This window comes from Microbacterium sp. ER1 (genome assembly GCF_023383675.1).
Lineage (GTDB): Bacteria > Actinomycetota > Actinomycetes > Actinomycetales > Microbacteriaceae > Microbacterium.
Genome location: NZ_QCXO01000135.1, coordinates 149,849 through 173,278 on the forward strand (window position 1 = coordinate 149,849; position 23,430 = coordinate 173,278).

Sequence of the window (23,430 nt, forward strand, 5' to 3'; positions counted from 1 at the left end):
ATATACTGGCGGGATGCTTGGGTGCGAACGCCGTACCCGTCACCGAAAGGCAAATCCCGTTGACCTTTGGCACGCCCATCGACCTGAGCGAGTATGACGTTCCCGGCCGGGGGAGGGGTGTCCTCGACGTGTTCCGTCGGGGATACCTGCTCCGGCTCCTCGTCCGCAAAGGGACGGCCACCCGCTACCGCAACTCCGTCCTGGGGTGGCTGTGGTCTTACGTCAAGCCGCTGTCGCAGTTCCTGATCTATTACTTCGTGATGGGCGTCATCCTCAAGCTCGACCGGAACATCGAGAACTTCCCCATCTACCTGTTCTCGGGCGTGGTCGCCGTGAACCTCTTCAACGAGGCGTTCGGCAACGCCACGACCTCCATCGTCGACAACCGGGCACTGGTGAAGAAGATCTACCTGCCACGGGAGCTCTTTCCGGTCGCTTCGACCATCATCGCCTTCATCCACTTCCTGCCTCAGGTCGCGATCCTGCTCCTCGTCTGTCTGCTCGTCGGGTGGACTCCGTCCCTGGTGGGCATCGCGGGGATTCTGCTCGCCGTGGCGATCGTGCTTCTCTTCGCCCTCGGCCTCGGCATCTTCTTCAGCGCTCTCAACGTCCGGTTCCGGGATGCCCAGAACTTCGTCGACCTCATCAAGATGTTCTCGACCTGGACGTCGCCGGTCCTGTACAGCTGGGTGCTGGTCCAGGAGGCGCTGGAGAACCACTCGTGGCTCTTCACGGTCTACACCTGGAACCCTCTCACGGTGGCGGTGGAGCTCTTCCACCAGGGATTCTGGGCGGGAACGACGCAGCCGCCCGCGCCGGGGGAGGTCGATCCCAGCATCCTGCCCGGCTTCGGAGTGGCGCTCGCCGTCGCCTTGATCATCTGCCTCGTGGTCCTGCTGATCGGTCAGCTGACCTTCCGCCGTTTCGAACGTTCTTTCGCACAGGACCTGTGATGTCTCAGATTCTCTCTCAGACCGTTGCCCCGCCGAGCATCGTCGTCGACCACGTCTCCAAGCGGTTCCTCAAGCGGAACAGCCACTCCTTCAAGGAGGCGTTCGTCGGCTGGATCCGCGGCAAGAAGGTGCGCGCGGACAAGTTCACCGCGCTCGACGACATCAGCTTCCAGGTCGGCGAGGGCGAGTCCGTCGCCATCATGGGGCTGAACGGCTCGGGGAAGTCCACCACCCTGAAGCTGATCTCCGGTGTGCTCGAGCCCGACAGCGGCCGCGTGCTCACGCGGGGGCGCGTCGCCGGCCTGATCGAGGTCGGTGCCGGATTCCACCCCGAGCTCTCCGGACGCGAGAACGTCTACCTCAACGCCGCCATCCTCGGGATGAGCAAGGACGAGATCGACGAGCGCTTCGACGAGATCGTGGCGTTCTCGGAGATCGGCGAGTTCATCGATCAGGAGGTCAAGCACTACTCCTCGGGAATGTTCATGCGCCTGGCCTTCTCGGTCGCGATCCATGTGGAGCTGGACATCCTGCTGGTGGACGAGGTCCTGTCGGTCGGCGACGCCCCGTTCCGGGCGAAGTGCTCCGCGAAGATCAAGGAGCTCACCTCCCGGGGCGTGACCATGCTCGTCGTGAGCCACAACACCAACATGGTGAAGGACCTCTGCCAGCGCGGGGTGGTCATCAAGAAGGGCAAGAAGATCTTCGACGGGCCGATCGACGAGGCCGTGGAGGCGCTCGGCGTATGATCAGGGCTACTCGGAAGCGGTTGATCCTGGACGCGCAGAGCCTTCAGGGCGTGCGGGTGATCGACGTCCGCGTGGACGGGCACCGCGTGTGGTCCACCGATGTCCCGGAGAGCGCCTCCGACCGTGTGGAGTTCCTCTGGCCGCCGGCGCTGAAGTCGCGCCTCGCCGGCATCGCCACGGTGTCGATCACGGACGCGGCCATGGGCGAGATCCTCGCCGAGCAGAAGAACGTCCGATTCGGCTGGTCCCGGCAGCGGCTCGAGCTCACGGATGCTCGGGGGCGCTGGCTGGCGATGACCAAGTGGGATCGCCTCGGTCCGGTACTGGAAGGTCGCAGCGCCACGACGGGCAAGGCTCTGCTGGACAACGGCCGCGCCCTGGTGGATCTCCTCGTCGCGAAGGGGTTCGACCTCTACATGGTGGGCGGCACCCTCCTCGGCATCGTTCGAGACGGCGCACTCCTGCCGCATGACGACGACCTGGATTTCGCATTCCTCTGTCCCGCCGACAACCCTCTGGATCTCGGCCTGGTCTCGTACGACATGGAGCGCACGCTCCTCGCGCACGGGTACACGGTGGTCCGGCACAGCCTGGCGCATCTCGAGATCGAGTTCTTCGATGACGAGGGGCAGCCCGACCACTACATCGACATCTTCACCGGGTTCTTCCGGGACGGTCTGTACTGTCAGCCGTTCGCTCTGCGTGGTCCGGAAGTCGTCCAGGAGGACCTGCTTCCGACGAGACCGCGCGAGGTCCAGGGGGTCGAGCTCCCCGAGCCGGCGAACCCGTCCGCCTGGCTCGAGTATGCCTACGGCAAGGACTGGCGACACCCCGACCCCACCTTCAAGTTCATCACGCCCAAGGCGACGAAGAACCGCTTCGAGACATGGTTCGGCGTCTTCAACCGCGGCCGCGTGTACTGGGACAAGCACTACCTCGAGTACACGGAGCCCGTCGGGGTGGGTTCCGGAGAGCAGGCGGTCGAGCGCTTCCTGAGGGACGTGCCGGCGGGAGCGCGGATCCTGGATCTGGGATGCGGAGACGGCCGATGGACGGCGGCCCTGGCTTCCCGGGGAAACCGGGTGACGGGCGTCGACTACAGCCATGAGGCGCTCCGCGTCGCACGATCGACGGTGCGTGACGGCAATCCGGACTTCCGGTACCTGAACCTCAACGACCGCGCGGCCCTCCTGGAGTTCGGCGCGTGGATGCTGGGCACGGGCGACGAGTGGTTCATCTTCGCCCACCACAGCGTGCAGTCGCTGACGAAGACCAATCGACAGAACATCTACCTCCTTCTCGATCTCGTGCTGCGCGGGCGGGGCTTCGCGGACATCCACAGCGACATCGACCTGAGCAGGAGATACGTCCACGGACAGCCGTCCACCTGGCACCTGCCGAGCGAGTGGTTGGAGAAGGAACTCCAGGGTCACCCTCTCCGCCGTGAACTCGTCCATCGCACACGGCGTCGCGATCACCGGCAGCTCCGCCGGGTGAACGTGGAGCGCATCCGTCGCATCGAGGGAACGGTGAGGGCCGGCGACACGGTCTTCGCGCGTGAGCTCGCTGCCCTCGACAAGAAGGAGACCATCGCATGAGAGCGATCATCCGAAAAATCGCCAGCTTCATCGCTCCCACGGCGTACGCGAAGCTCCAGCGCTTCGATCCGGACCAGCGTGACGTGATCGCCGCGGAGGTCGCTGCCGAGCTCCTGGAGCGCATCGCCGATCTCGAGCAGCAGTTGAAAGAGGTGCGACAGGACAACCGCCGTGTCGCGGAGCTCTACGACCTCGTCTTCTCCCGGCTGCGTGAGGACAACCCCCTGTCCTCCGGTCGCTGACACACGCGAGAGGCCGTGTCCGAGGTCACCTCGGACACGGCCTCTCGTCATCCCTAGTTGAGCTTCGCGCCGCGGAAGACGGCGTTCTTGACGCTGAAGGCCGTCGACGAGGCGCCCACCCGGAACTTCAGGCGCTGGGTATCGGTGAGGGCGCAGTTGACCGGGACCTTCGAGATGCTCTCACCGGCGGTGAAGACGATCTCCTGGGATCCCAGCGACGACTCCACATCCGTGGACGCATCCCACACGATGGGGAAGACCTTGAAGTCCCCGCCCGGGGTCCCGCCGTGACGGTGATCGTCAGGTTGCCGGTGATGTGCTTCGCGACCCCACTGGCCACCGAGACGTGCGCGAGATCATTGATGTGGAGATTCGGGTTGTCATTCACGGCGACGCTCTGCCCGCCGGTCTTGCTGAATGTCGTGTACAGGTCTTCGATTGCCATTTCTTCCTCCGGGGTCGGTGTGGGTACAAAGGCTCCGGTGTATTCCCAGTGCCACGCTTCAGGATGTGCGCCTCCGGGTTCGGCCCATGCCGGATGGGTCCACCCGAATCCCGGCGCATTTGCCTTCATCCAGACATATGTCGGATTCGTCCAGTCGGTCCTCGTCACGCCAATGTCAATAGCCACGGCCCAGCCGTGATTGGACGTTCCAGGGACCGCGGCGAATCCGCAGTTTCCCTGTCCGCACCAGTAGTTCCGAGCTTCGACCTGGCCTGCGAAGTCGCGATAGGCGTCATTGAGGACGAGGTCACGCCCGAAGGCTCCGCGGTAGGCGTCGTTCAAGGCGATGAGAGCGTTCGCCGCGTCGGTGCGGAGTCGCCGCGCCGTGTTCCAGGGGATGGCCGTCAGAGCGGACGCCGGGATGTAGCCGTTCGCGTAGCCACCCCAGGCGGAGAGGCGAGTGCCCCCACCGGCGAGGGCTGTCGGAGCGGTGGTGCGGGGATCGGCGTGGGCTGCGGCGGCGGAGACGCCGACGTTCAGCGCCACGAACGCCACACCGCCGGAGGTCAGCAGCCGGCGCCGCGTCAGGCCGGTACTCCCGGGCGGAACGGCCGTCTCGTCGGACGAGGGTGTCAGACGCAGAGCCTCGTTCTCGTGGGTCATCACAGGTCTCCGTAATCCGAGGCCGGTGCCTGGATCTGAGTCACGGTGTCCGCCGCGAATCGAAGGCGGAGGAAGTCCATCCCGTCATTGCCGGGGCGCGTGAGCGAAGCCGTGTCCGTGACGATGCGGGGGCTGATGCCGAGCGAGTCGGCTCCTTCACCCACGTCGATGGCGCCGAGACCGACGGCGGTGGCACGTGAGGTCCCGACGGTCACGCCACCCTCACAGGAGACGGCGACGGAGCCGAACTGTGCCACGGAGACGGCGATCGCGGCGGGGCCCCCTTGGCGGAAGCCGAGTGCATGACTTCACGGTAGTGAAGCGGCCTCTTCTTGGGCACTCGACTTTCGTCTATTGATTCGTGTACCCGGACAGCGGCACGTCAGCCCGCCGGGAGGCGCTTAATCTCTCCGTCGCGCGTTCCGACGTGAATTCCGAGCGGCTGCCGGGGTGAGGCTCCGCCGAGGGTGACAAACAGCATGCGACCAGACCGGAACAGCCTGCGGGGAACGGTGATCTCCGCGCCGGACGGGGACACCTGCAGTGGGCGGCTCGGGGCGGGCCAGAGCCGTTCCAGAACGCGCCGCATGACATGGCGCCGACGTTTCGCGAACGATGCGACCCGCCGGGGCAGGAGGGTGATCGTGACCCCGTCGACCCCGTCCGCAGCGGACGTGACGTGGGGAAAGGTCAGACGGGCACGGCCTCCGGGCATCGGCGAGATCGCGAAGCCCCGGCTGAAGGCATTGCTGACATGCCAGGGAACGTCGACGCTGATCGCGAGCTTTCCCTTGTCGCTTCCCGCCACGAGATAGGAATCGCGGGAGCCGAGCCGAAGTTGGGCTGCGCGGACGTCCGGCGGTACGGCGATCCGCCGCTGACTCGCGGACCCGAGGAACACGGCGTCGACGCCGAGATCCCACATGCCCGGCGTGGCGGGGTGGCCGAGCTGCGCCGTCGCGGGATCGAAGCGTCCGCGGGTGAGGAACACGGCTTCGTGCCCGGCCTCGGAGTCCTGGCTGACCAGCTCGGTGCTGCCGGGGAACGCCCAGGTGCTCAAGGGCGACGAGATCCGCCCCGCGATGGCCAGGTGCGAGGCTCGCAGGTCGTCGGTGATGTCGAGCAGCTCAGCCGGAAGGAGGGACCGGATCTCATCCGGCAGACGGCGAATGAACCGTCCGTCCCGGACCTCCAGACGCATCGGGTCGCCCTCGGGGGTCCGCCATACGGACCGCGTCGTGATGTCCAGCCCGCCGTCATCGCCCGGGACGACGCTCTCCAGCTTGTGGTGGGGGTCGAGCTGGTCCTCGATGACGGCGAGGGAGGTGAGGGCGTCCCACTCGCCGGCGCGGAAGAGGTGCATCTTCGCTTGAAGCCGACGGGGAAGGGTCGCATCCAGGCGTTCCGGGATGAACTCCGCGATCAACGGCGTGATCAGTTCGATCTCGCGCTGGCGCACGCTGGGGGAGCGGCGCGCCCATGCGGCATTGAAGTGGCCGGCGAAGCGGAGCCGGTGCTGGTAGCTGATGGCGGCGTCGCGGAGCGCCGCATCCGACGGCTCACTGAGGAACTCCTGCGTCGCGCGAAGCACGCGTTCCAGCGAACCGAAGAACTCGGCGGGGTCTCGACGGAAGGTACTGGATCCGGTGGTGCTCCCGTCCCGAACCCAGTGATAGTACGGGACGTCGGCCATCGTCGAGATGACGCTCGCGCGCGAGAGCGCTTCGAGGTTGAAGAGGTTGTCCTCGTAGAGGACACGACTGCCCTCGTGGAACTTGATTCCGTTCGTGCGGAGGAACTCCGTCCGATACATCTTGTGCGGATTCATGGGCGCGACGGGGAACGGGTCCACCTGCCCGCGGATGTTGTCGGCATTCTCGCGGTACTGGGTCATCGCCCACGACACGGCCGTCGTGTGCGACTCCTTGCCGTTGAGGATGTCCGCCCGGTTCCTCTTGGCGAACGAGTAGGCCGCGCGCAGTCCATCCGGGAACAGCTCGTCGTCGTGGTCCATGAAGCTCACGTACTCGCCGCGAGCGTGCTCCACTCCGACATTCCGCGGCTTCGAGGGCCAGCCGGAGTGCTCCAGCGGGATCACACGCCAGTTGGCTCGCTCGGCGGCGAGGGACTCCAGGCGGGCGAGGGTCTCCGGGCCTGACCCGTCGTCGACGAAGAGCGCCTCCCATTCCGCGGTCGGCAGGGTCTGCGCGTCGAGGGAGGCGACCAGACGGTCGAGACCGGCACCCGGACGGTAGGTCGCGATGACCACCGAGACCTTGAGGGCGGGAGCGGTCATCTCAGGAGTCCTCTTCGGCGGCGATCAGGCGGTCGACGATCAACCGCGCCGTGCCGAGATCCTGCGGGGTGGTGATCTTGATGTTGTTCACATCGCCGAGGAGGATGCGGGACGGGGTGCCCATGAACTCGTGCACGAGATCGGCGTCGTCGCTCACCCGCTGGTAGTTCGACTTCACCGCGCGCTTGTAGGACTTCTTCAGCAGCTTGCGGCGGAAGGCCTGGGGCGTCTGGCCGAGCCAGGAGTGCGAGCGGTCCAGCGAGCCCTCGATGAAGCCGTCGTCGCCGACGAGCTTCACCTGGACGGTGCTCGGCGTTCCGAGCATCGCGGCGCCGTCCTCGATCGCCGCATCCAGCACATCGCGGATGAGCTTCTCGGTCACGAACGGGCGCACGCCGTCGTGGACGAGGATGATGTCGCCGGTGGTGGCCTTGAGCCCCTTCTTCGCGCTCAGATGCCGCTCCTCGCCGCCGACGACGAGGGTCACCGGGAGGTCCGCCTCGTCGATGAGGATGCGACGGTACGTGTGCTCGTTCTCCGCGCTGATCGTGACGATGATCTCATCGATGAACGGCAGGGCGACGGCGCGGACGGTGCGCTCCAGCACCGTCATGCCGCCCAGTTCCACGAGCAGCTTGTTGCTTCCGAAACGGGTGCCCTTGCCGGCGCAGGTGACGATCGCCGAGATGGTATGGCCCTTGTACACGCTCAGTGCCTCTCTTGCTGCAGTTCGTTCGCGAACCGGCGCAGCCCCGCGAGCTCCGCCTCTTCGGTGAGGAGGTAGCCGTCGGTTCCGCCGAGCAGGTCCGCGTGACGGGTGGTCATGTTCCGGGTGTACATCCGCGCGAACGGCGACTCCGGCTCTGGAGGCACCTGGTCGGAGATGTCGCGTCCGAAGACCTCCGCCGCCAGGCGCCCGTTGGTGAGGGGCGGCGTCGCGATGTTGACGGCCTCCAGCCCGTGGGCGAGGGCGGTCTCGATGTGCCCCCACAGGTCGCGGACGTCGTAGTGCTGGAAGCGGTTCGCCGGACGGATGTGCTCGACGCGGTAGTCGTTCGCGAGGTCGTAGACGACGCCCTTCTTCAGCCGCGCCCCGTAGAGCTGGGGGAGACGGACGATCGTGGTGTCCACGGCGTCCGCGAACCGCCGCTCCTGGTGCAGACGGTTGGCTCCGTACGGGGTGAGGCCCTCCGGCGAGAGCGGGGTGTCCTCGTCCGGTGCGCCGCCTTCCGGGTACACGCAGACCGTCGAGATGAGCACGAGCTTGCCGATGCGGGCGCGCAGCACGGTGTCGACGAGCTCATCGATCTCGGCGAGGTCCGCGGGTCCGTCGTTGTTGATGCGGAAGGAGTCGGCACGGTTGCCGGCGCTCACCACCAGGTCGTACTCCCGGCCGGCGATGTTGCCGATGTTCTTCGAGTTGTACAGGTCGTCGAACCCGTGCGCGTCGAGCAGGTTGGAGCCGACGAAACCCGTGTGACCGATGAGAGCAGACCGCATGAAGACCCTTCTTTGCTGCCGGGATCCGGCCCTGCCAGTCTACGGGGCGCGCCCGAGCGCAGCCTGGCGACGGGCCGGACTAGGCCGGGTCGGCGAGGTAGGCCTCCAGCGACTGCCCGGCATCGGCGGGTCGGAAGCCGGTGGCCTCGATCTTCGACAGGTCGAGGACGCTGTTGTGCGGGCGCGGGGCGACCGGCGTGGTGGCCGAGGCGAAGTACTCCGCGGTCGTCACGTCGCGGACGTCGGCGGGGTCGGAGCCGCGCAGACGGAAGACGTCCCGCGCGATGTCCGCCCAGGAGCGGGGCTCGCCGGATCCGGTCACGTTGTAGACGCCGTACGGCGCCGCGGCCTCCTGCAGGTGGACGATCGCGCGGGCGATGTCCTCCGTGAAGGTGAGCCGTCCGATCTGATCGGCGACGACGCTGGGGGCGATGCCGCGCTCGGCCAGCGAGGCCATCGTGCGCACGAAGTTCCCGCCGTCCCCGATCACCCAGGAGGTGCGGATGATGTAGTGGCGCGGCACGGTCGCGGCCACCGCGTCCGCCGCGGCCTTGGTCTGCCCGTACACGCCGAGCGGGCAGACCGCGTCGGTCTCGGTGTAGGCGCCGTCCTTGCTGCCGTCGAAGACGTAGTCGCTCGAGACGTGGACCAGCGTCAGGTCGTTCTCGGCGGCGATCGTCGCGAGCGCGACCAGACCGGTCACGTTCGACGCCCACGCCTCCGCCCGGCCCTCGGGGGTCTCGGCCTTGTCGACCGCCGTGTAGGCCGCCGCGTTGATGATCGTGCCGTAGTCCCGCCAGCGGCGCGCCGTGGACAGGTCCGCGGAGCGCAGGTCGAGGTCGTCCCTCGTCGCGTACTCGATGTGCGGTGCCTCCCCGAGCGTGGCCCGCAGGGCTCGGCCGAGCTGTCCGGCCGCACCGACGACGAGCGTCTTCTTCGGCGGGATCGGCGTGACGTCCGCGAGGCGCGGGTGGGCCTTGTCCTTCTCCGAGATCTCCACCTCGGAGAGCGGGATCGGCCACGCGATGGCGGCCGTCTCGTCGGCCAGGTTCAGGAACGAGTACGAGGCGTCGGGGGACCAGTGGTCGTTCACGAGGTACGTGTACGCGGTGTCCGGCTCGAGCGTCTGGTACGAGTTGCCGACCCCGCGCGGCACGAAGATGGCCCGCGACGGGTCGAGCTCGGTCGTGAAGACCGTGCCGAACGAAGGGCCCTCACGGAGGTCGACCCAGGCGCCGAAGATGCGTCCGGTCGCGACCGACACCCACTTGTCCCAGGGCTCCGCGTGGATGCCGCGGGTGGTGCCGACGGCGTCGTTGAAGGAGATGTTGTTCTGCACGGGGCCGAAGTCCTCGAGACCGAGGGCGACCATCTTCTCGCGCTGCCAGTTCTCCTTGAACCAGCCGCGGGAGTCCCCATGGACTGGCAGCTCGAACACCACGAGACCCGGGATGGGGGTCTCGATGCGCTCCAGCTTCTTCCCGAACGCGGCGCTCACTGGCCCTTGCCCGCGTAGAACGCCTCGACGGCGTCCTTGCTCGGCGCCCACCACGACTCGTTGTCGCGGTACCAGTCGATCGTCGCCGACAGGCCCGCCTCGAAGTCGGAGAACTGCGGACGCCAGCCGAGCTCGGTGCGCAGCTTCGTGGAGTCGATCGCGTAGCGGAGGTCGTGGCCTGCGCGGTCGGTGACGTGGTCGTAGGCGTCGGCGGGCTGCCCCATCATCGTGAGGATGAGCTCCACGACGTCCTTGTTGTTGCGCTCGCCGTCCGCGCCGATCAGGTAGGTCTCGCCGATGGCGCCCTTGTCCAGGATCGTGAGGACCGCGGAGGAGTGGTCGTCCGCGTGGATCCAGTCGCGCACGTTCTCGCCGGCGCCGTAGAGCTTCGGACGGATGCCCCGGAGCACGTTGGTGATCTGCCGGGGGATGAACTTCTCCACGTGCTGGTACGGGCCGTAGTTGTTGGAGCAGTTCGAGATGGTCGCCTGAACGCCGAACGACCGGACCCAGGCGCGGACCAGGAGGTCGCTGCCGGCCTTGGTCGAGGAGTACGGCGACGACGGGTTGTACGGCGTCGACTCGGTGAAGCGCTCCGGGTCGTCCAGCTCGAGGTCCCCGTACACCTCGTCCGTCGAGATGTGGTGGAAACGGCGATCGTGGCGACGCGCCGCCTCGAGCAGCGTGTAGGTGCCGACGATGTTCGTGTCGAGGAACGGACGCGGGTCGTTCAGCGAGTTGTCGTTGTGCGACTCCGCGGCATAGTGGACCACCGCGTCGGCCTCGGCGAAGAGCTGGTCGACGAGGGCGGCGTCGGTGATGTCGCCCTCGACGAAGGTGACCCGGTCCTCGGGCAGACCCTCCAGCGAGCGCCGGTTGCCGGCGTAGGTGAGCGCGTCGAGCACGGTCACGTGGTGGTCCGTGTGCGCCACCACGTGGTGGACGAAGTTGGAGCCGATGAAGCCGGCGCCTCCGGTCACGAGCAGACGGCTCATGCGTGTCCTCTCTTCAGGATGTCGAGCAGGTAGACCCCGTAGCCCGACTTGACCAGCTTCTCGGCGCGCTCGCGCAGTTCGTCGTCGCTCAGGAAGCCCTGGCGCCACGCCACCTCCTCGGGGACGCCGATCTTCAGCGCGGTGCGTCGTTCCATCGTGCGCACGTACTCCGCGGCGTCCGTCATCTGGTCGAACGTGCCGGTGTCGAGCCACGCGGTGCCCCGCGGGAGGACCTCGACCTGCAGCTTGCCGCGCTCCAGATAGGCGCGGTTGATGTCGGTGATCTCGTACTCGCCGCGAGCGCTCGGCTCCAGGTTGCGGGCGATCTCGACGACGTCGTTGTCGTAGAAGTACAGACCGGGGACGGCGTAGTTGCTCTTGGGCTGTGCGGGCTTCTCCTCGAGCGACACCGCGCGGCCCTCGTCGTCGAACTCGACCACGCCGTAGGCCTGGGGCTCCGCCACCCAGTAGGCGAAGACCGCGCCGCCGTCGATGTCCTCGAACCGCTGCAGGCGGCTCCCGAGGCCGGGGCCGTAGAGCAGGTTGTCGCCGAGGACCAGGGCGACCGAGTCGTCGCCGATGAAGTCCGCGCCGATGGTGAAGGCCTGGGCGAGGCCGTCCGGCGACGGCTGCTGCGCGAACTGCAGGTTGATCCCGAACTGCGATCCGTCGCCCAGCAGCCGCTCGAAGTGCGCGGCGTCGTGCGGGGTGGTGATCACCAGGATGTCGCGGATGCCGGCGAGCATCAGCGTCGACAGCGGGTAGTAGACCATCGGCTTGTCGTACACCGGGATCAGCTGCTTCGAGACCCCCAGTGTGATCGGGTGCAGACGCGTGCCGGAGCCCCCGGCGAGAATGATGCCTTTCACGCCTCTATGTTGACACACTGTTCCCGGAAGTCCCGGGCGCGCCTCGTCCCGCCTCGCCCGGTCCTGGCCCACGCAGGGGATCACCATGGCCGCGGGATATCCTGATCCGGTCGTCCGCGAGAGATCTGGAACTAATGGGAATGCTCGAACTGCTGTGGCCTGCCGTCGTCCTCCTCGCGGTGTACGCGGTTCTCGGAGGGTCGCTCGCCTGGGTGATCGGGCTCCGGGGGCTCTGGGCCGTCGCCGCGGCCCCCGCCTTCGCGACGACGGTGATCGGCGGCGCGAGCGTCGTCGCCGGATGGCTCGGTCTCGGGTGGTCGATCCTTCCGAGCCTCGTCCTGGCGGTCGTGATCGGCGCCGGTGTGCTGCTCGTGCGACGCAGGACGACGACGCGCCCGGTGGCGCCGCGCTCCTTCTCACCGTGGTGGACGGTGCTCGCCCTGGTCCTCGCCGCGATCGTGATCGGCGGGCAGACACTCTCTGTGATCGGAGCGCCGACGGCGATCTCCCAGACGTTCGACAACGTCTTCCACCTCAACGCGATCCGCTACATCCTCGACACCGGCGCCGCCTCGCCCCTCGAACTCGGCCAGATGACGAGCCCCAACGGCGGCGTGCCGTTCTACCCGTCGGTCTGGCACGCCACCGCCGCCATCGTCGTCCAGCTGAGCGGCGCGAGCATCCCCACCGTGGTCAATGCGCAGACGCTCGTGATCGCCGCGGTGCTGTGGCCGCTCGGCGCCGTGCTGCTCTCGCGGGTGCTCGCCGGGGCCACCGCGGCCGTCACGGTCAGCGCGGCGCTCGTCAGCGCGTCGGTGCCGATGTTCCCGCTGCTCCCGATGGACTACGGCGTGCTCTACCCGTTCCAGCTCGCGCTCGCGCTCGCCCCGGTCGCGCTCGCCGCGACCGCCTCTCTGCTCGGGATCGGGGCGACCGCCGGGGAGCGGGCGCCGGGCTGGTGGGGGTTCGTCCTCCTGGGCGCGATCCCCGGGGTCGCCCTCGCACACCCCGGCGGGTTCGTCGCGTGGCTGGCGCTGTCCGTCCCGATGGTCGGCGTCTTCGCCGTCCGCTTCTGGCGCGGACACCCCGCGGGTCGGGCACGCACGGGGCTGGTGGTCGGAGTGCTCGCGTACCTCGGCCTGGGGCTGCTGCTGCTCAAGATCCTCCGCCCGCCGCTGCCCACGCGCCTGTGGCCGACCGCGCTCAGCCCGGCCGAGGCCGTGCAGGAGGTGGCGCAGGTGTCGATGTTCTACGGCACGGTGTCGATCGGCGTCGCCCTCGCGATCCTGCTGGGTCTGGTGTGGGCCGTCCGGGAGCGCACCGGGCCGGTCTTCGTGACGGTGGCGTCGTGGATCATCGGCGCCGCCCTGTTCGTGATCGTGATCGCCTCGCCGTTCGGCACGCTCCGCGACGCGCTCACCGGGAGCTGGTACAACAACTGGCCGCGGCTCGCCGCCGTCTTCGGCGTGGCGCTCGTCCCGCTCGCGGCGTTCGGTGTCGCGCGCACCGTCGAGGCGGTGGCACGACGCTGGGCGGCGGCGCGCCCCGAGGCCGTGAGGGCCCGCACGCTCACGGGCGCGGCCCTGGCGGTCGTGGGCGCGGTCCTGCTGCCGTTGCCCGCTCTGCCGCACGCCGTGGAGCAGGCGCACGGACGGTTCGCGCTGGACGACGACTCCGCACTGGTGAGTGCCGATGAGATGGCGCTGCTCGAACGACTCCCCGCCCACGTCCCGGCGGGGGAGAAGATCGCGGGGAACCCCTACACGGGCACCGCGCTGGCCTATGCGATCGGCGGCCGCGAGGTGCTCATGCCGCACATCCTCGTGGACGTCTCCGAGGACGCCCAGACGGTGAACGACCATCTCGCCGACGCCGAGACGCAGCCCGACGTGTGCGATGCCCTCCGCGAGACCGGCGTCGGCTTCGTGCTGGACTTCGGCGACCGGGAGGTGCACAACGGCTCGCATCCGCTCCCGGGTCTGGAGGAGCTGGAGGATTCCCGGGTGGTGCGTCTGGTCGACAGCGAAGGCGATGCCAGACTGTACGAAGTGACCGCGTGCGGTCTGGGCTGAACTCGGAGATCCTGACATGACCGACAAGACACGTGCGAACCGTGTCCTCGTCCTCGTGCCCGCGTGGAACGAGGAGCACAACGTCGGGACGACCGTCCGCGAGATCCGCGCCGCGTCGTCGCGCTACGACGTCGTCGTGATCGACGACGGGTCCACCGACGCCACCGCCGCGGCGGCACGGGAGGCCGGCGCCGCCGTCCTGTCGCTGCCGTTCAATCTGGGCGTGGGCGGGGCCATGCGCACCGGGTTCACCTACGCGGCGCGCGAAGGGTACGCCGCGGCGATCCAGGTGGACGCGGACGGGCAGCACGACCCGGGCGACATCGAGCGGGTGCTCGGCGGCCTCGAGAAGGCGGACATCTCGATCGGTGCGCGCTTCTCCGACGTCGGCGACTACTCCGTCCGCGGGCCGCGCCGGTGGGCGATGGTCTTCCTCGCCTCGGTGGTCTCACGGATCGCGAAGACCCGGCTCACGGACGTGACGAGCGGATTCCGCGCCGCCAACGCGCGGGCCATCGACCAGTACGTCCGGTACTACCCCGCGGAGTACCTCGGCGACACGCTCGACTCCCTGGTCGCGGCGCTGCACTCCGGCCTCACGGTGACTCAGGTCGGTGTCGCGATGCGCCCCCGCGCCCACGGCACCCCCAGCCAGGGTCCGCTCGGCTCCACCGTCTACCTGCTGAGGTCGGTGTTCGCCCTGCTGCTGGCCGCGATGCGACGCACCGGCTCGCGGAAGGGAGAACCGCGCGCATGATCGTCCTCGTCGGCATCGCCCTCGCCGTCCTCATCCTCGTCATCGTCCTCTGGATGCTGCTCACGCGACGGCTCCGCGAGAAGTACGCGGTGCTGTGGCTCATCATCGCCGTCTCGGTGCTCATCGTCGGGCTCTTCCCGGGGCTCCTGGCCGGTCTCACGGCGTTCCTCGGCGTGCAGGTGCCGTCGAACCTGCTCTTCGCGACGGCGATCCTGCTGCTGCTCGGGGTCGCGCTGCACCTGTCCTGGGAGCTCAGCCAGGTCGAGGAGGAGACCCGCCGTCTCGCGGAGGAATCGGCGATCCTGCGCACTCAGCTGGAGCGGCTGGAGCAGCGCACCGCCGGCCTCGAGGAGCGCAGCGCGCCGGGAGAGCGCGACTGAGCTCCGCCGTCAGAGGCCGGTCGCGTCGACGGCTCGACGGACGGCGCGGCGCCCGCCGCTGAGCGCTCCGCACAGCCAGCTCGCGCGATATTCGAGCGCGAAGCGCGCCGGCACGATGCCACGCCGCCGCGCCACCCGGAGCAGGGCGGATGCCGCGCGGAACCGACGGTCGTCGCCGAAGATCCGGTCACGACGGGCGTCGACGCGGGACGCCGGGATCCGTCGATCGAGCGTGTCGACCAGCAGCTGTCGCCAGCCCACATAGGTCCAGAAGGTCATCCGGGCGATCGCCCGCGGGGAGCGGGAGCCCTCGTAGCGCTCCGCCTGGTCGCGGATGTTGCGCACCGACTGGCGGATGCTGCCGCCGCCGAGCCGGCTCGGGTCGCCGAAGACGTTGGCGTCGTGCTGCACGTAGTCCTGCACGACGTCGTCGACGATGCGCGTGCCCCGGTGGGCCGCCGCGACGACCGCGAGCCAGTGGTCGTGGGTCGCGACCCTCGTCGAGGCGCGGGGGAAGGGGAGGGCGGTCGCCAGCAGCTCCGGGGCGAAGAGGCACAGCGAGCCGGTGAACTCGTTGGACAGGAGGGTGAAGAGTGATCCGTGATCCTGCCGGGCGGTGCGCCCCGTCTCCTTGTCGGAGGGATACGAGACGATCCGCGCCTGGGCGGAGACGAGCGAGACCTCGTCGAGGTGGGGGAGCAGACGCTCGATCTTGTCGGCGTCCCAGCGATCGTCCTGGTCGCAGAGCGCGATCCACCTGCTGCGCTCGGACACGGCGAGGAGGCCGCGCTCGAAGTTCAGGTAGAAACCCAGCCGCGATCCGTCGCCGACGATCCGGAAGCGACCGTCCCCTTCGGTGATCTCCTCGACCAGCGCGGCGACAGGCGCGGGATCGCCGTCCACCGAGATCACGCATTCCCAGTTCTCCACGGTCTGTGCCCGCAGGGAGGCGAGCTGACGACGGAAGAGCTCCGGATCGGGGGAGTAGGCGGCCAGCACGATGGTGCCGAACGGGGAGGTCGACACGAGAGGGCCTTCCGGGTCTGCGGGGTCGATCAGCGAATGAGGCTAGTCTAAAGGCGCCATGCTGGAGTCTCTGCTTTCCGTCCCCCGTCCGGTGCGCCTCGGATGAGCGCCTCGCGTGTCTGGGCCGTCTTCTCGACCTTCCGGCCCGGTGAATCCGCGAGAGAGGCGGTCGCCTCGGTCGCCCCGCAGGTCGACGGCGTGATCGTCGTCGACGACGGCTCCGGCCCGACGGCCGACCCCGTGCTGTCGGCGCTCGCCGCGGACGGCGCCACGGTGGTGCGACGCCCCGCCAACGACGGCATCGCCGCGGCGCTGAACGACGGCATCGCCAGGGCGCAGGAGGCGGGCGCCGGGTTCGTGCTGACGTTCGACCAGGACTCGCACATCGAGCCGGGCTTCGTGGCCGCGCTGCTCGCGGCCCACGACGCCGCGACGGCGGCGGGCGCCCGCGTCGGCGTCGTCGTCCCGGAGTTCTTCGCCGGGGTGCGGCAGCAGCGCGGGCCCGAGGCGCCCTACGGCGACGCCGCCAACGTGATCCAGTCCGGGATGCTCCTCCCCGTGCCGGTGGTCGAGGCCGTCGGAGCGCTGCGCGAGGACTTCTTCATCGATCTCGTCGACACGGAGTTCGAGCTCCGGCTGCGCCGCCGCGGATGGCGGGTCCTCGCCGCCGGCGGCGTGCGGATGGAGCACGCCCTCGGGACGAAGTACCGCCGTGAGCTGTGGGGACGCACGGTGCGGCTGCCCGGCATCCCGCCCGAGATCACCCTGAGCACCCCCTTCCGCTACTTCTACCGACTCCGGAACCGGATCGTGCTCAACCGCGAGTACCTCCTCGTGGCTCCCCGCCAGATCATCCGGGACTCCCTCCTCGACGGCATCCACTTCGTCAACGCCGTCTGGGTCGCGCAGCCGCGACGCGCGCTCCTGCGCGTGTACCGCGCCGCGGTCGTCGCCGCGGTCCGGGGACGGATGGGCCGGATGCCCGCGGCGCTCGCCCCCGTCGCCGCCGAGATCCGGTGGACGGCACCCGTCATCGCGCCGGAGCCGGTGTGAGCGGCGCCGTGCGCTCCGCGGCGGGCCGCCTGAGCGGGTTCACCGTCTCGGTCGGCGTCGTCACCCTCATCGGCATCATCTCGATCCCCCTCCTCACGGCCTCTCTCGGCAAGACCACCTGGGGCACCCTCGCGCTCATCCAGACGGTGTCGCAGTTCGGCGGGATCCTCGTGGCCTTCGGCTGGGGCGCGACCGGCGCCGCGACCGTCGCGGGCATCCCGATCGAGGGCCGGCAGGCCTTCTACCGCACGTCCCTCCGCGCGCGAGCCCTGCTCTATCTGCTCGTGTTCCCGGTGATCGCGGTCATCCTCGCCCTGCTCATCCGCGGCGACGTCCTCGTCTCCGTGCTCGGCGCCGCGGTGTACCTGCTGCCGAACCTCGGGGCGGCGTGGTACTTCACGGGGGAGGGCAAACCCCTGCGGCTGCTCCTCTGCGACACGCTGCCGACCGTCCTCGGGGCCGTCGTCGGAATCGTCGGCGCCGTCCTGACCGGCGAGCTGTGGGTGTATCTGGTCGCCCAGGGACTCGGCTTCGTCGGCGCCGTCGTGATCGACGCGGTGACCGTCCTCCGTGGCTCGTCGGCATCCCCGCACCCGCGGGTGCCGCTGCGGGTGGTGCTCGGCGGACAGCGCCATGCCGTCTCCGCCACGCTCGTCAGCGGTCTCTACGTGACCCTGCCGATGGTCGCCGTGCAGGCGTTCCTCCCCGCGCTGCAGCCGATGTACGCCGTCGCCGACCGTCTGTTCAAGTACGCCTCGATCGCCCTGCTGCCCATCCAGCAGTTCTTCCAGGGATGGGTGCCCGACCCGGAGGCCGACTACCGGCACCGGGCGCGGATCGCCGCCGGCGCCGCCGTCGTCATCGGGATCATCGGCGGCGCGTGCATCGCGGTGCTGAGCCCGTGGGCGTCGACGATCCTCTCCGTCGGCGCGATCACCGTCCCCTGGGAGGTGTCGCTGCCGCTCGGCATCGCCTTCATCGGCATCGCCACGGCGGCCATCGTCGGCTACGCCTGCCTGGTCGTCGTCGGCCGGGTGCGCGCGCTGGCCGTCTCGACGCTCATCGGCGCGCTCGTCGGGGCTCCGCTCATCCTCCTCTTCGCCGCGGCCGGATCCGTGCCGGCGGTGGCGTGGGCGGTGGCGGTGTCGGAGCTGTGCGTCGCGGGGTATCAGGTGCTCGTGCTCCGTGCCGAGCTGCGCAGACCAGCGAAGGAGGCCGCGTCGTGAGTGCGATCCGGGTGAGCGTGTGCATGGCCACGTACAACGGCGAGCGGTACCTCGCACCGCAGCTCGAGTCGATCCTCGCGGAGCTGGAGCCCCAGGACGAGGTGGTCGTCGTGGACGACGCCTCGACCGACGGCACGGTCGCCGTGCTGGAGGGCTTCGACGATCCGCGCATCCGGGTGCATGCGCGGGGAGACAATCGCGGGTACGTCCGCACCTTCGAGGAGGCGCTGGGCCGGGCCACGGGCGACGTCGTGATGCTGTCCGATCAGGACGACGTCTGGATCCCCGGTCGGCGCGCCCTGTTCCTCGCCGCGCTCGAGGACTCCGCGGTCGCGGCGTCCAATCTGGTGCTGCTCGGCTCCGACGATCCGCTCCCGAACCCGATCACCCGCCGGCCCTGGCGGCTGCGGGCGACATGGTCGCGGCAGGGCGTGCGCAACGCGCTGCGGATCCTCGCCGGGATGGCGCCGTACTACGGCTGCGCCATGGCCGTCCGCCGCGACGCCCTCGACCGGGTCCTGCCGTTCCCGCCGTACCTCGACGAGAGCCACGATCTCTGGATCGCGCTCGTCGGCAACGCGCACCGCACGATGACGCACATCGAGGCCCCGACGATCCGGCGGCGGATCCACGATGCGAACGCCTCCCCGTCCCGGCCCCGCGGGATCGGGGCGGTGCTCCGCGCCCGCGTGATGCTGCTGCGGGCGTGGGGGTCGGCCGTCCGGCGCTGATCAGCGCAGGATGTGCGCCCAGAGGGCGCGGCGGCCCTCGGCGTCCCCGCGTCGCATGACGGTCGGCACCGTCGTCAGGGCGTGCAGGCGCGCGAACACGCGGGCCCGGGCCGCGCGGGCGGTCGTCGTCCAGCCGCGCTCGTCGGCCCGTCGCGCCGTCTCCAGGAAGAACCGGCGGTCGTCCCGGAAGCGGGAACCGTCGAGGATGGCCTTCTGCGACGCGCTCTCGGTGTGCCGTCGGTAGGCGAAGACCTCGTCGTCGATCACGACGAGCGATCCGCCCGCGAAGACGATGTCGAGGAGGATCGCCAGATCCAGGACGATGGGCAGGTCGTCGCGGAAGTCGTGCGCACGGATGGCGTCGGTCCGGAAAACGAGCGACGGCCAGTAGAGCCAGTTGCCCCGCACCAGGCTCGTCGCGAGCCGTTCCCCGCTCAGCTCGACGTCACCGGCACGGGTGTCCGGCCGCAGCATCCGCTGCTTCACCCGGTCGACGAGCGGCAGCGACGGCGCGCCGTTCTCGTCGATCACCTGAACGCCCGGCTGGACCACGGCGGCGTCCGGATGGCGGGAGATGGCGGCGCGGACCGCGGCGACGTACCCCGGCAGCAGGAGGTCGTCGCTGCCCAGCACGACCAGATGGTCGGCGTCGGCCAGACGCACGCTCTCCCGGAAGTTCTCGATGATGCCGACGTTCTCGTCATGCCGCCGGTACCGGATCCGCGGGTCGTCGAGGCGGGCGAAGGCCTCCGCCACCGCGGGGTCCGGGTAGGCGTCGTCGATCACCGTGAGGCGCCAGTCGCCGTCGGTCTGCGCGCGGACGGACTCCACGGTCTGGCGCAGCAGCGTGGGGTCCCCCCAGAAGGGCAGCATGATATCTATCGTCATCGTCCCTTCAGCATACGAAGCCCGGCGCCGGCGGGGCGCCGCTGACCGGCGCCGCCCGTCCTCGCAGGTAGCATGGGAGGGCCAACGGCCGCCCCGCGACGGGCGGCCGCGACGGGTCCCCGGACGGGGCGCCAGACAGGAAAGAATCACGCATGGACCTCCTCATCGTCGGCTCCGGTTTCTTCGGCCTCACCATTGCCGAGCGCGCCGCGAACGCCGGCCGCAAGGTCACCGTCATCGACCGCCGCGCGCACATCGGCGGCAACGCCTACAGCGAGGCCGAGCCCGAGACCGGGATCGAGGTGCACCGCTACGGCGCCCACCTCTTCCACACGTCGAACGCCACGGTGTGGGAGTACGTCAACCGCTTCACGTCGTTCACGAACTACGTCCACCGCGTCTACACGACCCACAAGGGCGTCGTGTTCCCGATGCCGGTGAACCTCGGGACGATCAACCAGTTCTTCCAGGCGGCGTACACCCCCGACCAGGCCCGCGCGCTGGTCAGGGAACAGGCCGGCGAGTTCGACGTGAAGTCCGCGTCGAACTTCGAGGAGAAGGGCATCGCCCTCGTCGGCCGCCCGCTGTTCGAGGCGTTCTTCCGCGACTACACCGCCAAGCAGTGGCAGACCGACCCGCAGAAGCTGTCCGGCGACATCATCAGCCGCCTGCCCGTGCGCTACACCTACGACAACCGCTACTTCAACGACACCTGGGAGGGCCTGCCCACCGACGGCTACACGGCGTGGCTGGAGCGCATGGCCGATCACCCGAACATCGAGGTGAAGCTGGGCGTGGACTACTTCGACGAGTCCCAGCCGCTGAGCAAGACGGCCACCGTCGGCCAGGTCCCCGTGGTGTACACGGGTCCCGTCGACCGCTACTTCGACTACGCCGAGGGAGCCCTGAGCTGGCGCACGCTCGACTTCGAGCAGGAGGTGCTCGACGTCCGCGACTTCCAGGGCACCAGCGTCATGAACTACCCCGACATGGACGTGCCGTACACGCGGATCCACGAGTTCAAGCACTTCCACCCGGAGCGCAAGGACGTCTACGAGTCCGACAAGACCGTCATCATGCGGGAGTTCTCGCGTTTCGCCGAGCGCGGCGACGAGCCGTACTACCCCGTGAACACCCCGACCGACCGCGAGGGCCTGCTGGCCTACCGTGAGCTCGCGAAGGGGGAGAAGGACGTGCACTTCGGCGGCCGCCTGGGCACGTACCAGTACCTCGACATGCACATGGCCATCGGGTCGGCGCTGTCGCTCTGGAACAACACCCTCTCCTAGACTCGGATCGTGGGTCACGCTGCTGTCGGGGCGCCCGGGACGCCCCGGCGCTATCTGCATTCGCTGTGGCTGCTGTCCGCCCGCGACCTCAAGGTCCGGTACGCGACGAGCTTCCTCGGCTACCTGTGGTCGGTGCTCGACCCGCTCGTGATGAGTGCCATCTACTGGTTCGTCTTCACGCAGGTGTTCCGGCGCGATGTCGGCGAGGAGCCGTACATCATCTTCCTCATCAGCGCCCTGCTGCCCTGGGTGTGGTTCAACAGCTCCGTGTCCGACTTCACGCGCGCGTTCAAGAAGGACGCCCGCCTCGTCCGCTCCACGGCGATCCCGCGATCCATCTGGGTCAACCGGATCGTGCTCAGCAAGGGGATGGAGTACCTCTTCTCCCTTCCGGTGCTGGCGCTGTTCATCGTCGCGAACCTGATCTTCGAACGCGACCCCGGACAGGTCGTGCAGATCGGCTGGGGCATGCTGTGGCTGCCCGTCGCGATCCTCCTGCAGACGGTGCTGCTGGTGGGGCTCGGACTGCTCGTGGCGCCGCTGTGCGTCCTCTACACCGACCTCGAGCGCACCACCGCCCTCATCCTGCGGGCCATGTTCTACGCGACCCCGATCATCTACAACGTCACGGACCTCCCCGGGATCTTCCAGACCCTCGGCGCGTTCAATCCCCTCGCGGGGATCTTCATGCTGTACCGCATGCCGTTCTTCCCCGACCAGTGGAACCCGTTCACCCTCGCCGTCAGCGTCGCGATGTGCCTGCTGATCCTCGCGTTGGGCGTCTGGGCGTTCCGGCGTCTCGAGCGCCCCGTGCTGAAGGAGCTGTGATGGACGCCGCGATCGATGTCCAGGGTCTCGGCGTCCGCTTCCGGCGCAACCGGCGCGGGCGGCGGAGCTTCAAGGATCTCTTCGGCGGCGCCTCCCGCCGGTCGCGCCCCGGCGAGTTCTGGGCGCTCCGCGACGTCTCGTTCACCGTGCAGCCGGGGGAGTCGATCGGCGTCGTCGGACGGAACGGACAGGGCAAGTCGACGCTGCTGCGCCTCGTCGCCGGCGTCCTGCTTCCGGACGAGGGGCGCGTGCGGGTCAACGGGGGCGTCGCACCGCTCATCGAGATCACCGGCGGCTTCGTCGGCGACCTGACGGTGCGGGAGAACGTCCGGCTCACGGCAGGCTTGCACGGCATGGCCAAGGACGAGATCGCGCGCCGCTACGACGACATCATCGGCTTCGCGGAGCTCGCCGGGTTCGAGGAGACGCCCTACAAGCACCTCTCCAACGGGATGAAGGTACGGCTGGCGTTCTCCGTCGTCTCCCAGCTCGACGAGCCGATCCTGCTCGTCGACGAGGTGTTGGCGGTGGGCGACAAGGCCTTCAGGGAGAAGTGCTACAAGCGCATCGACGAGCTGCTCTCCGACGGCCGGACCCTGTTCTTCGTGAGCCACAACGAGCGCGACCTCCGGCGCTTCTGCACTCGCGGTCTCTACCTCGACCGTGGCACGCTCGCGCTGGACGCGCCGATCGCCGAGGTGCTGGACCGCTACAACGCCGACTACGCCGTCTGACCGGCCCCGCGGCGCGGGCGGACGGGGCGACGTCAGAACCCGGCGACGCTGCGCAGCTCGGCGACCGCGGACCGGGCGCTGTCGAGGGCACCGGAGATGCCGGAACCGCTCTCGAGCGCCGTCCGAAGGGCGGTGAGGCGCTCCGCGTAGGTCTCGACCCCGGAGCGCCAGGCGTCCTGGATGGACGACGGGGGGACCGCGTCGCCCAACCGCTGGGCGTCCTCCTGGAGGGAGTCCACGACGGGGAGGGCGTCCTGGTTCCGGTTCTCGTCCACGATGTCGAGGCCGCGCTCGGCGGCGGTCAGCCACCCGCCGACCTTGTCCCGGAAGACCTCGAGAGAGGGGTCGCCGACCGGCGGAGGCGTGGTGATGGGCGTGGGTTCCGGCGTCGCGGACCCCGACGGCGCGGCCGGGGACGACGGCGCCGTCGTCGGGGTCGACGAGGCGGTGGCGGACGGCGAGGGGCTCGCGCTCGCGCCGGGCGCCGGGGCTCCGTCACGGGGGAGGAGGAAGAAGAGCAGCAGCCCGACGATCGCGAGGGCCGCGACCGCGAGGCCGACGATCAGCCAGATGCGTCCGCGGTTCCGGGGGCGCGGCGGAAGCGGCGCCCACCGCACCTCGGGCTGCGGCTCCACCAT

General features: G+C 69.2%; 24 protein-coding genes. 13 read left to right on the plus strand and 11 right to left on the minus strand.

From position 1 onward, the window contains the following. Positions 1 to 59: 59 nt before the first annotated feature. From BV453_RS10205 to BV453_RS10220, 4 genes are read left to right on the plus strand one after another with little or no spacing between them, the layout of a single operon-like run. Positions 60 to 953, plus strand: coding sequence for an ABC transporter permease (locus tag BV453_RS10205; protein WP_025103003.1), 894 nt, complete (start codon positions 60 to 62; stop codon positions 951 to 953). Continuing rightward, the gene (locus BV453_RS10210; protein ID WP_025103004.1) at positions 953 to 1,702 is read left to right on the plus strand and encodes an ABC transporter ATP-binding protein; all 750 of its coding nucleotides are present in this window, start codon (positions 953 to 955) and stop codon (positions 1,700 to 1,702) included. The genes BV453_RS10205 and BV453_RS10210 overlap by 1 nt, the downstream gene beginning before the upstream one ends. Next, the gene (locus BV453_RS10215) at positions 1,699 to 3,300 is read left to right on the plus strand and encodes a class I SAM-dependent methyltransferase (RefSeq protein WP_249521523.1); all 1,602 of its coding nucleotides are present in this window, start codon (positions 1,699 to 1,701) and stop codon (positions 3,298 to 3,300) included. Before BV453_RS10210 ends, BV453_RS10215 begins: the two co-directional genes overlap by 4 nt. After that, a complete protein-coding gene (locus tag BV453_RS10220) occupies positions 3,297 to 3,542 on the plus strand; it encodes a DUF6752 domain-containing protein (RefSeq protein ID WP_025103006.1) in 246 nt (81 codons plus the stop codon). Before BV453_RS10215 ends, BV453_RS10220 begins: the two co-directional genes overlap by 4 nt. Before the next feature lie 127 nt (positions 3,543 to 3,669). On the opposite strand, the gene BV453_RS10225 is transcribed toward BV453_RS10220, so the two are convergent. The 8 genes from BV453_RS10225 to rfbA all read right to left on the minus strand — a co-directional run bounded on the left by BV453_RS10225 (position 3,670) and on the right by rfbA (position 11,808). Then, on the minus strand, positions 3,670 to 4,650 hold the full coding sequence (locus tag BV453_RS10225) for a M15 family metallopeptidase (RefSeq protein WP_081811544.1): 981 nt from the start codon (positions 4,648 to 4,650) through the stop codon (positions 3,670 to 3,672). Continuing rightward, positions 4,650 to 4,865 carry a hypothetical protein gene (locus tag BV453_RS10230; RefSeq protein ID WP_249521524.1) on the minus strand — a complete coding sequence of 72 codons (216 nt, stop codon included), beginning with the start codon at positions 4,863 to 4,865 and terminating at the stop codon, positions 4,650 to 4,652. The genes BV453_RS10225 and BV453_RS10230 overlap by 1 nt, the downstream gene beginning before the upstream one ends. 167 nt (positions 4,866 to 5,032) lie before the next feature. Further along, positions 5,033 to 6,946, minus strand: a complete 1,914-nt coding sequence (locus BV453_RS10235; protein ID WP_025103008.1) for a glycosyltransferase family 2 protein — start codon at positions 6,944 to 6,946, stop codon at positions 5,033 to 5,035. Between the two features lies 1 nt (position 6,947). Next, positions 6,948 to 7,652: a 2-C-methyl-D-erythritol 4-phosphate cytidylyltransferase gene (locus tag BV453_RS10240; protein WP_025103009.1), complete on the minus strand. Its 705-nt coding sequence runs from the start codon at positions 7,650 to 7,652 to the stop codon at positions 6,948 to 6,950. A gap of 2 nt (positions 7,653 to 7,654) precedes the next feature. Continuing rightward, positions 7,655 to 8,446, minus strand: coding sequence for an NAD(P)-dependent oxidoreductase (locus BV453_RS10245; protein WP_249521525.1), 792 nt, complete (start codon positions 8,444 to 8,446; stop codon positions 7,655 to 7,657). Between the two features lie 79 nt (positions 8,447 to 8,525). After that, a complete protein-coding gene (locus BV453_RS10250; protein WP_249521526.1) occupies positions 8,526 to 9,944 on the minus strand; it encodes a bifunctional dTDP-4-dehydrorhamnose 3,5-epimerase family protein/NAD(P)-dependent oxidoreductase in 1,419 nt (472 codons plus the stop codon). Then, entirely contained in the window at positions 9,941 to 10,939 is a 999-nt protein-coding gene (rfbB, locus tag BV453_RS10255; RefSeq protein ID WP_249521527.1) for a dTDP-glucose 4,6-dehydratase, read from the minus strand. Before rfbB ends, BV453_RS10250 begins: the two co-directional genes overlap by 4 nt. Beyond that, positions 10,936 to 11,808, minus strand: coding sequence for a glucose-1-phosphate thymidylyltransferase RfbA (gene rfbA / locus BV453_RS10260; protein WP_025103013.1), 873 nt, complete (start codon positions 11,806 to 11,808; stop codon positions 10,936 to 10,938). Before rfbA ends, rfbB begins: the two co-directional genes overlap by 4 nt. Before the next feature lie 140 nt (positions 11,809 to 11,948). On the opposite strand from rfbA, the gene BV453_RS10265 reads away from it, so the two are divergent. From BV453_RS10265 to BV453_RS10275, 3 genes are read left to right on the plus strand one after another with little or no spacing between them, the layout of a single operon-like run. Beyond that, complete coding sequence (locus BV453_RS10265; protein WP_249521528.1) at positions 11,949 to 13,880, plus strand: DUF6541 family protein; 1,932 nt, start codon at positions 11,949 to 11,951, stop codon at positions 13,878 to 13,880. Positions 13,881 to 13,896: 16 nt separating this feature from the next. Beyond that, positions 13,897 to 14,637: a glycosyltransferase family 2 protein gene (locus BV453_RS10270; protein WP_062766473.1), complete on the plus strand. Its 741-nt coding sequence runs from the start codon at positions 13,897 to 13,899 to the stop codon at positions 14,635 to 14,637. Further along, positions 14,634 to 15,017: a DUF2304 domain-containing protein gene (locus BV453_RS10275; protein WP_025103016.1), complete on the plus strand. Its 384-nt coding sequence runs from the start codon at positions 14,634 to 14,636 to the stop codon at positions 15,015 to 15,017. The genes BV453_RS10270 and BV453_RS10275 overlap by 4 nt, the downstream gene beginning before the upstream one ends. Positions 15,018 to 15,026: 9 nt before the next feature. On the opposite strand, the gene BV453_RS10280 is transcribed toward BV453_RS10275, so the two are convergent. Continuing rightward, complete coding sequence (locus BV453_RS10280) at positions 15,027 to 16,043, minus strand: glycosyltransferase (RefSeq protein ID WP_249521529.1); 1,017 nt, start codon at positions 16,041 to 16,043, stop codon at positions 15,027 to 15,029. A gap of 102 nt (positions 16,044 to 16,145) precedes the next feature. Between BV453_RS10280 and BV453_RS10285 the strand changes: the two genes are divergently transcribed. Genes BV453_RS10285 through BV453_RS16760 form a run of 3 tightly spaced genes read left to right on the plus strand, consistent with a single transcriptional unit; the run spans position 16,146 to position 19,053 of the window. Beyond that, entirely contained in the window at positions 16,146 to 17,096 is a 951-nt protein-coding gene (locus BV453_RS10285) for a glycosyltransferase (protein ID WP_249521530.1), read from the plus strand. After that, positions 17,060 to 18,322: a hypothetical protein gene (locus BV453_RS16755; protein WP_249521531.1), complete on the plus strand. Its 1,263-nt coding sequence runs from the start codon at positions 17,060 to 17,062 to the stop codon at positions 18,320 to 18,322. The genes BV453_RS10285 and BV453_RS16755 overlap by 37 nt, the downstream gene beginning before the upstream one ends. Then, complete coding sequence (locus BV453_RS16760) at positions 18,319 to 19,053, plus strand: glycosyltransferase family 2 protein (protein WP_249521532.1); 735 nt, start codon at positions 18,319 to 18,321, stop codon at positions 19,051 to 19,053. The genes BV453_RS16755 and BV453_RS16760 overlap by 4 nt, the downstream gene beginning before the upstream one ends. Here BV453_RS16760 and BV453_RS10300 read toward each other — a convergent pair whose 3' ends face one another. Beyond that, the gene (locus BV453_RS10300) at positions 19,054 to 19,941 is read right to left on the minus strand and encodes a glycosyltransferase (protein ID WP_249521533.1); all 888 of its coding nucleotides are present in this window, start codon (positions 19,939 to 19,941) and stop codon (positions 19,054 to 19,056) included. Positions 19,942 to 20,093: 152 nt separating this feature from the next. Between BV453_RS10300 and glf the strand changes: the two genes are divergently transcribed. Genes glf through BV453_RS10315 form a run of 3 tightly spaced genes read left to right on the plus strand, consistent with a single transcriptional unit; the run spans position 20,094 to position 22,792 of the window. Further along, positions 20,094 to 21,230 (plus strand): UDP-galactopyranose mutase, encoded by a 1,137-nt coding sequence (glf, locus tag BV453_RS10305; RefSeq protein ID WP_249521534.1) that lies wholly within the window; start codon positions 20,094 to 20,096, stop codon positions 21,228 to 21,230. A 9-nt stretch (positions 21,231 to 21,239) separates the two neighbouring features. Beyond that, a complete protein-coding gene (locus BV453_RS10310) occupies positions 21,240 to 22,058 on the plus strand; it encodes an ABC transporter permease (RefSeq protein WP_249521535.1) in 819 nt (272 codons plus the stop codon). After that, the gene (locus tag BV453_RS10315; RefSeq protein ID WP_025103024.1) at positions 22,058 to 22,792 is read left to right on the plus strand and encodes an ABC transporter ATP-binding protein; all 735 of its coding nucleotides are present in this window, start codon (positions 22,058 to 22,060) and stop codon (positions 22,790 to 22,792) included. Before BV453_RS10310 ends, BV453_RS10315 begins: the two co-directional genes overlap by 1 nt. A gap of 32 nt (positions 22,793 to 22,824) precedes the next feature. Here BV453_RS10315 and BV453_RS10320 read toward each other — a convergent pair whose 3' ends face one another. Beyond that, positions 22,825 to 23,430 (minus strand): hypothetical protein, encoded by a 606-nt coding sequence (locus BV453_RS10320; protein ID WP_249521536.1) that lies wholly within the window; start codon positions 23,428 to 23,430, stop codon positions 22,825 to 22,827.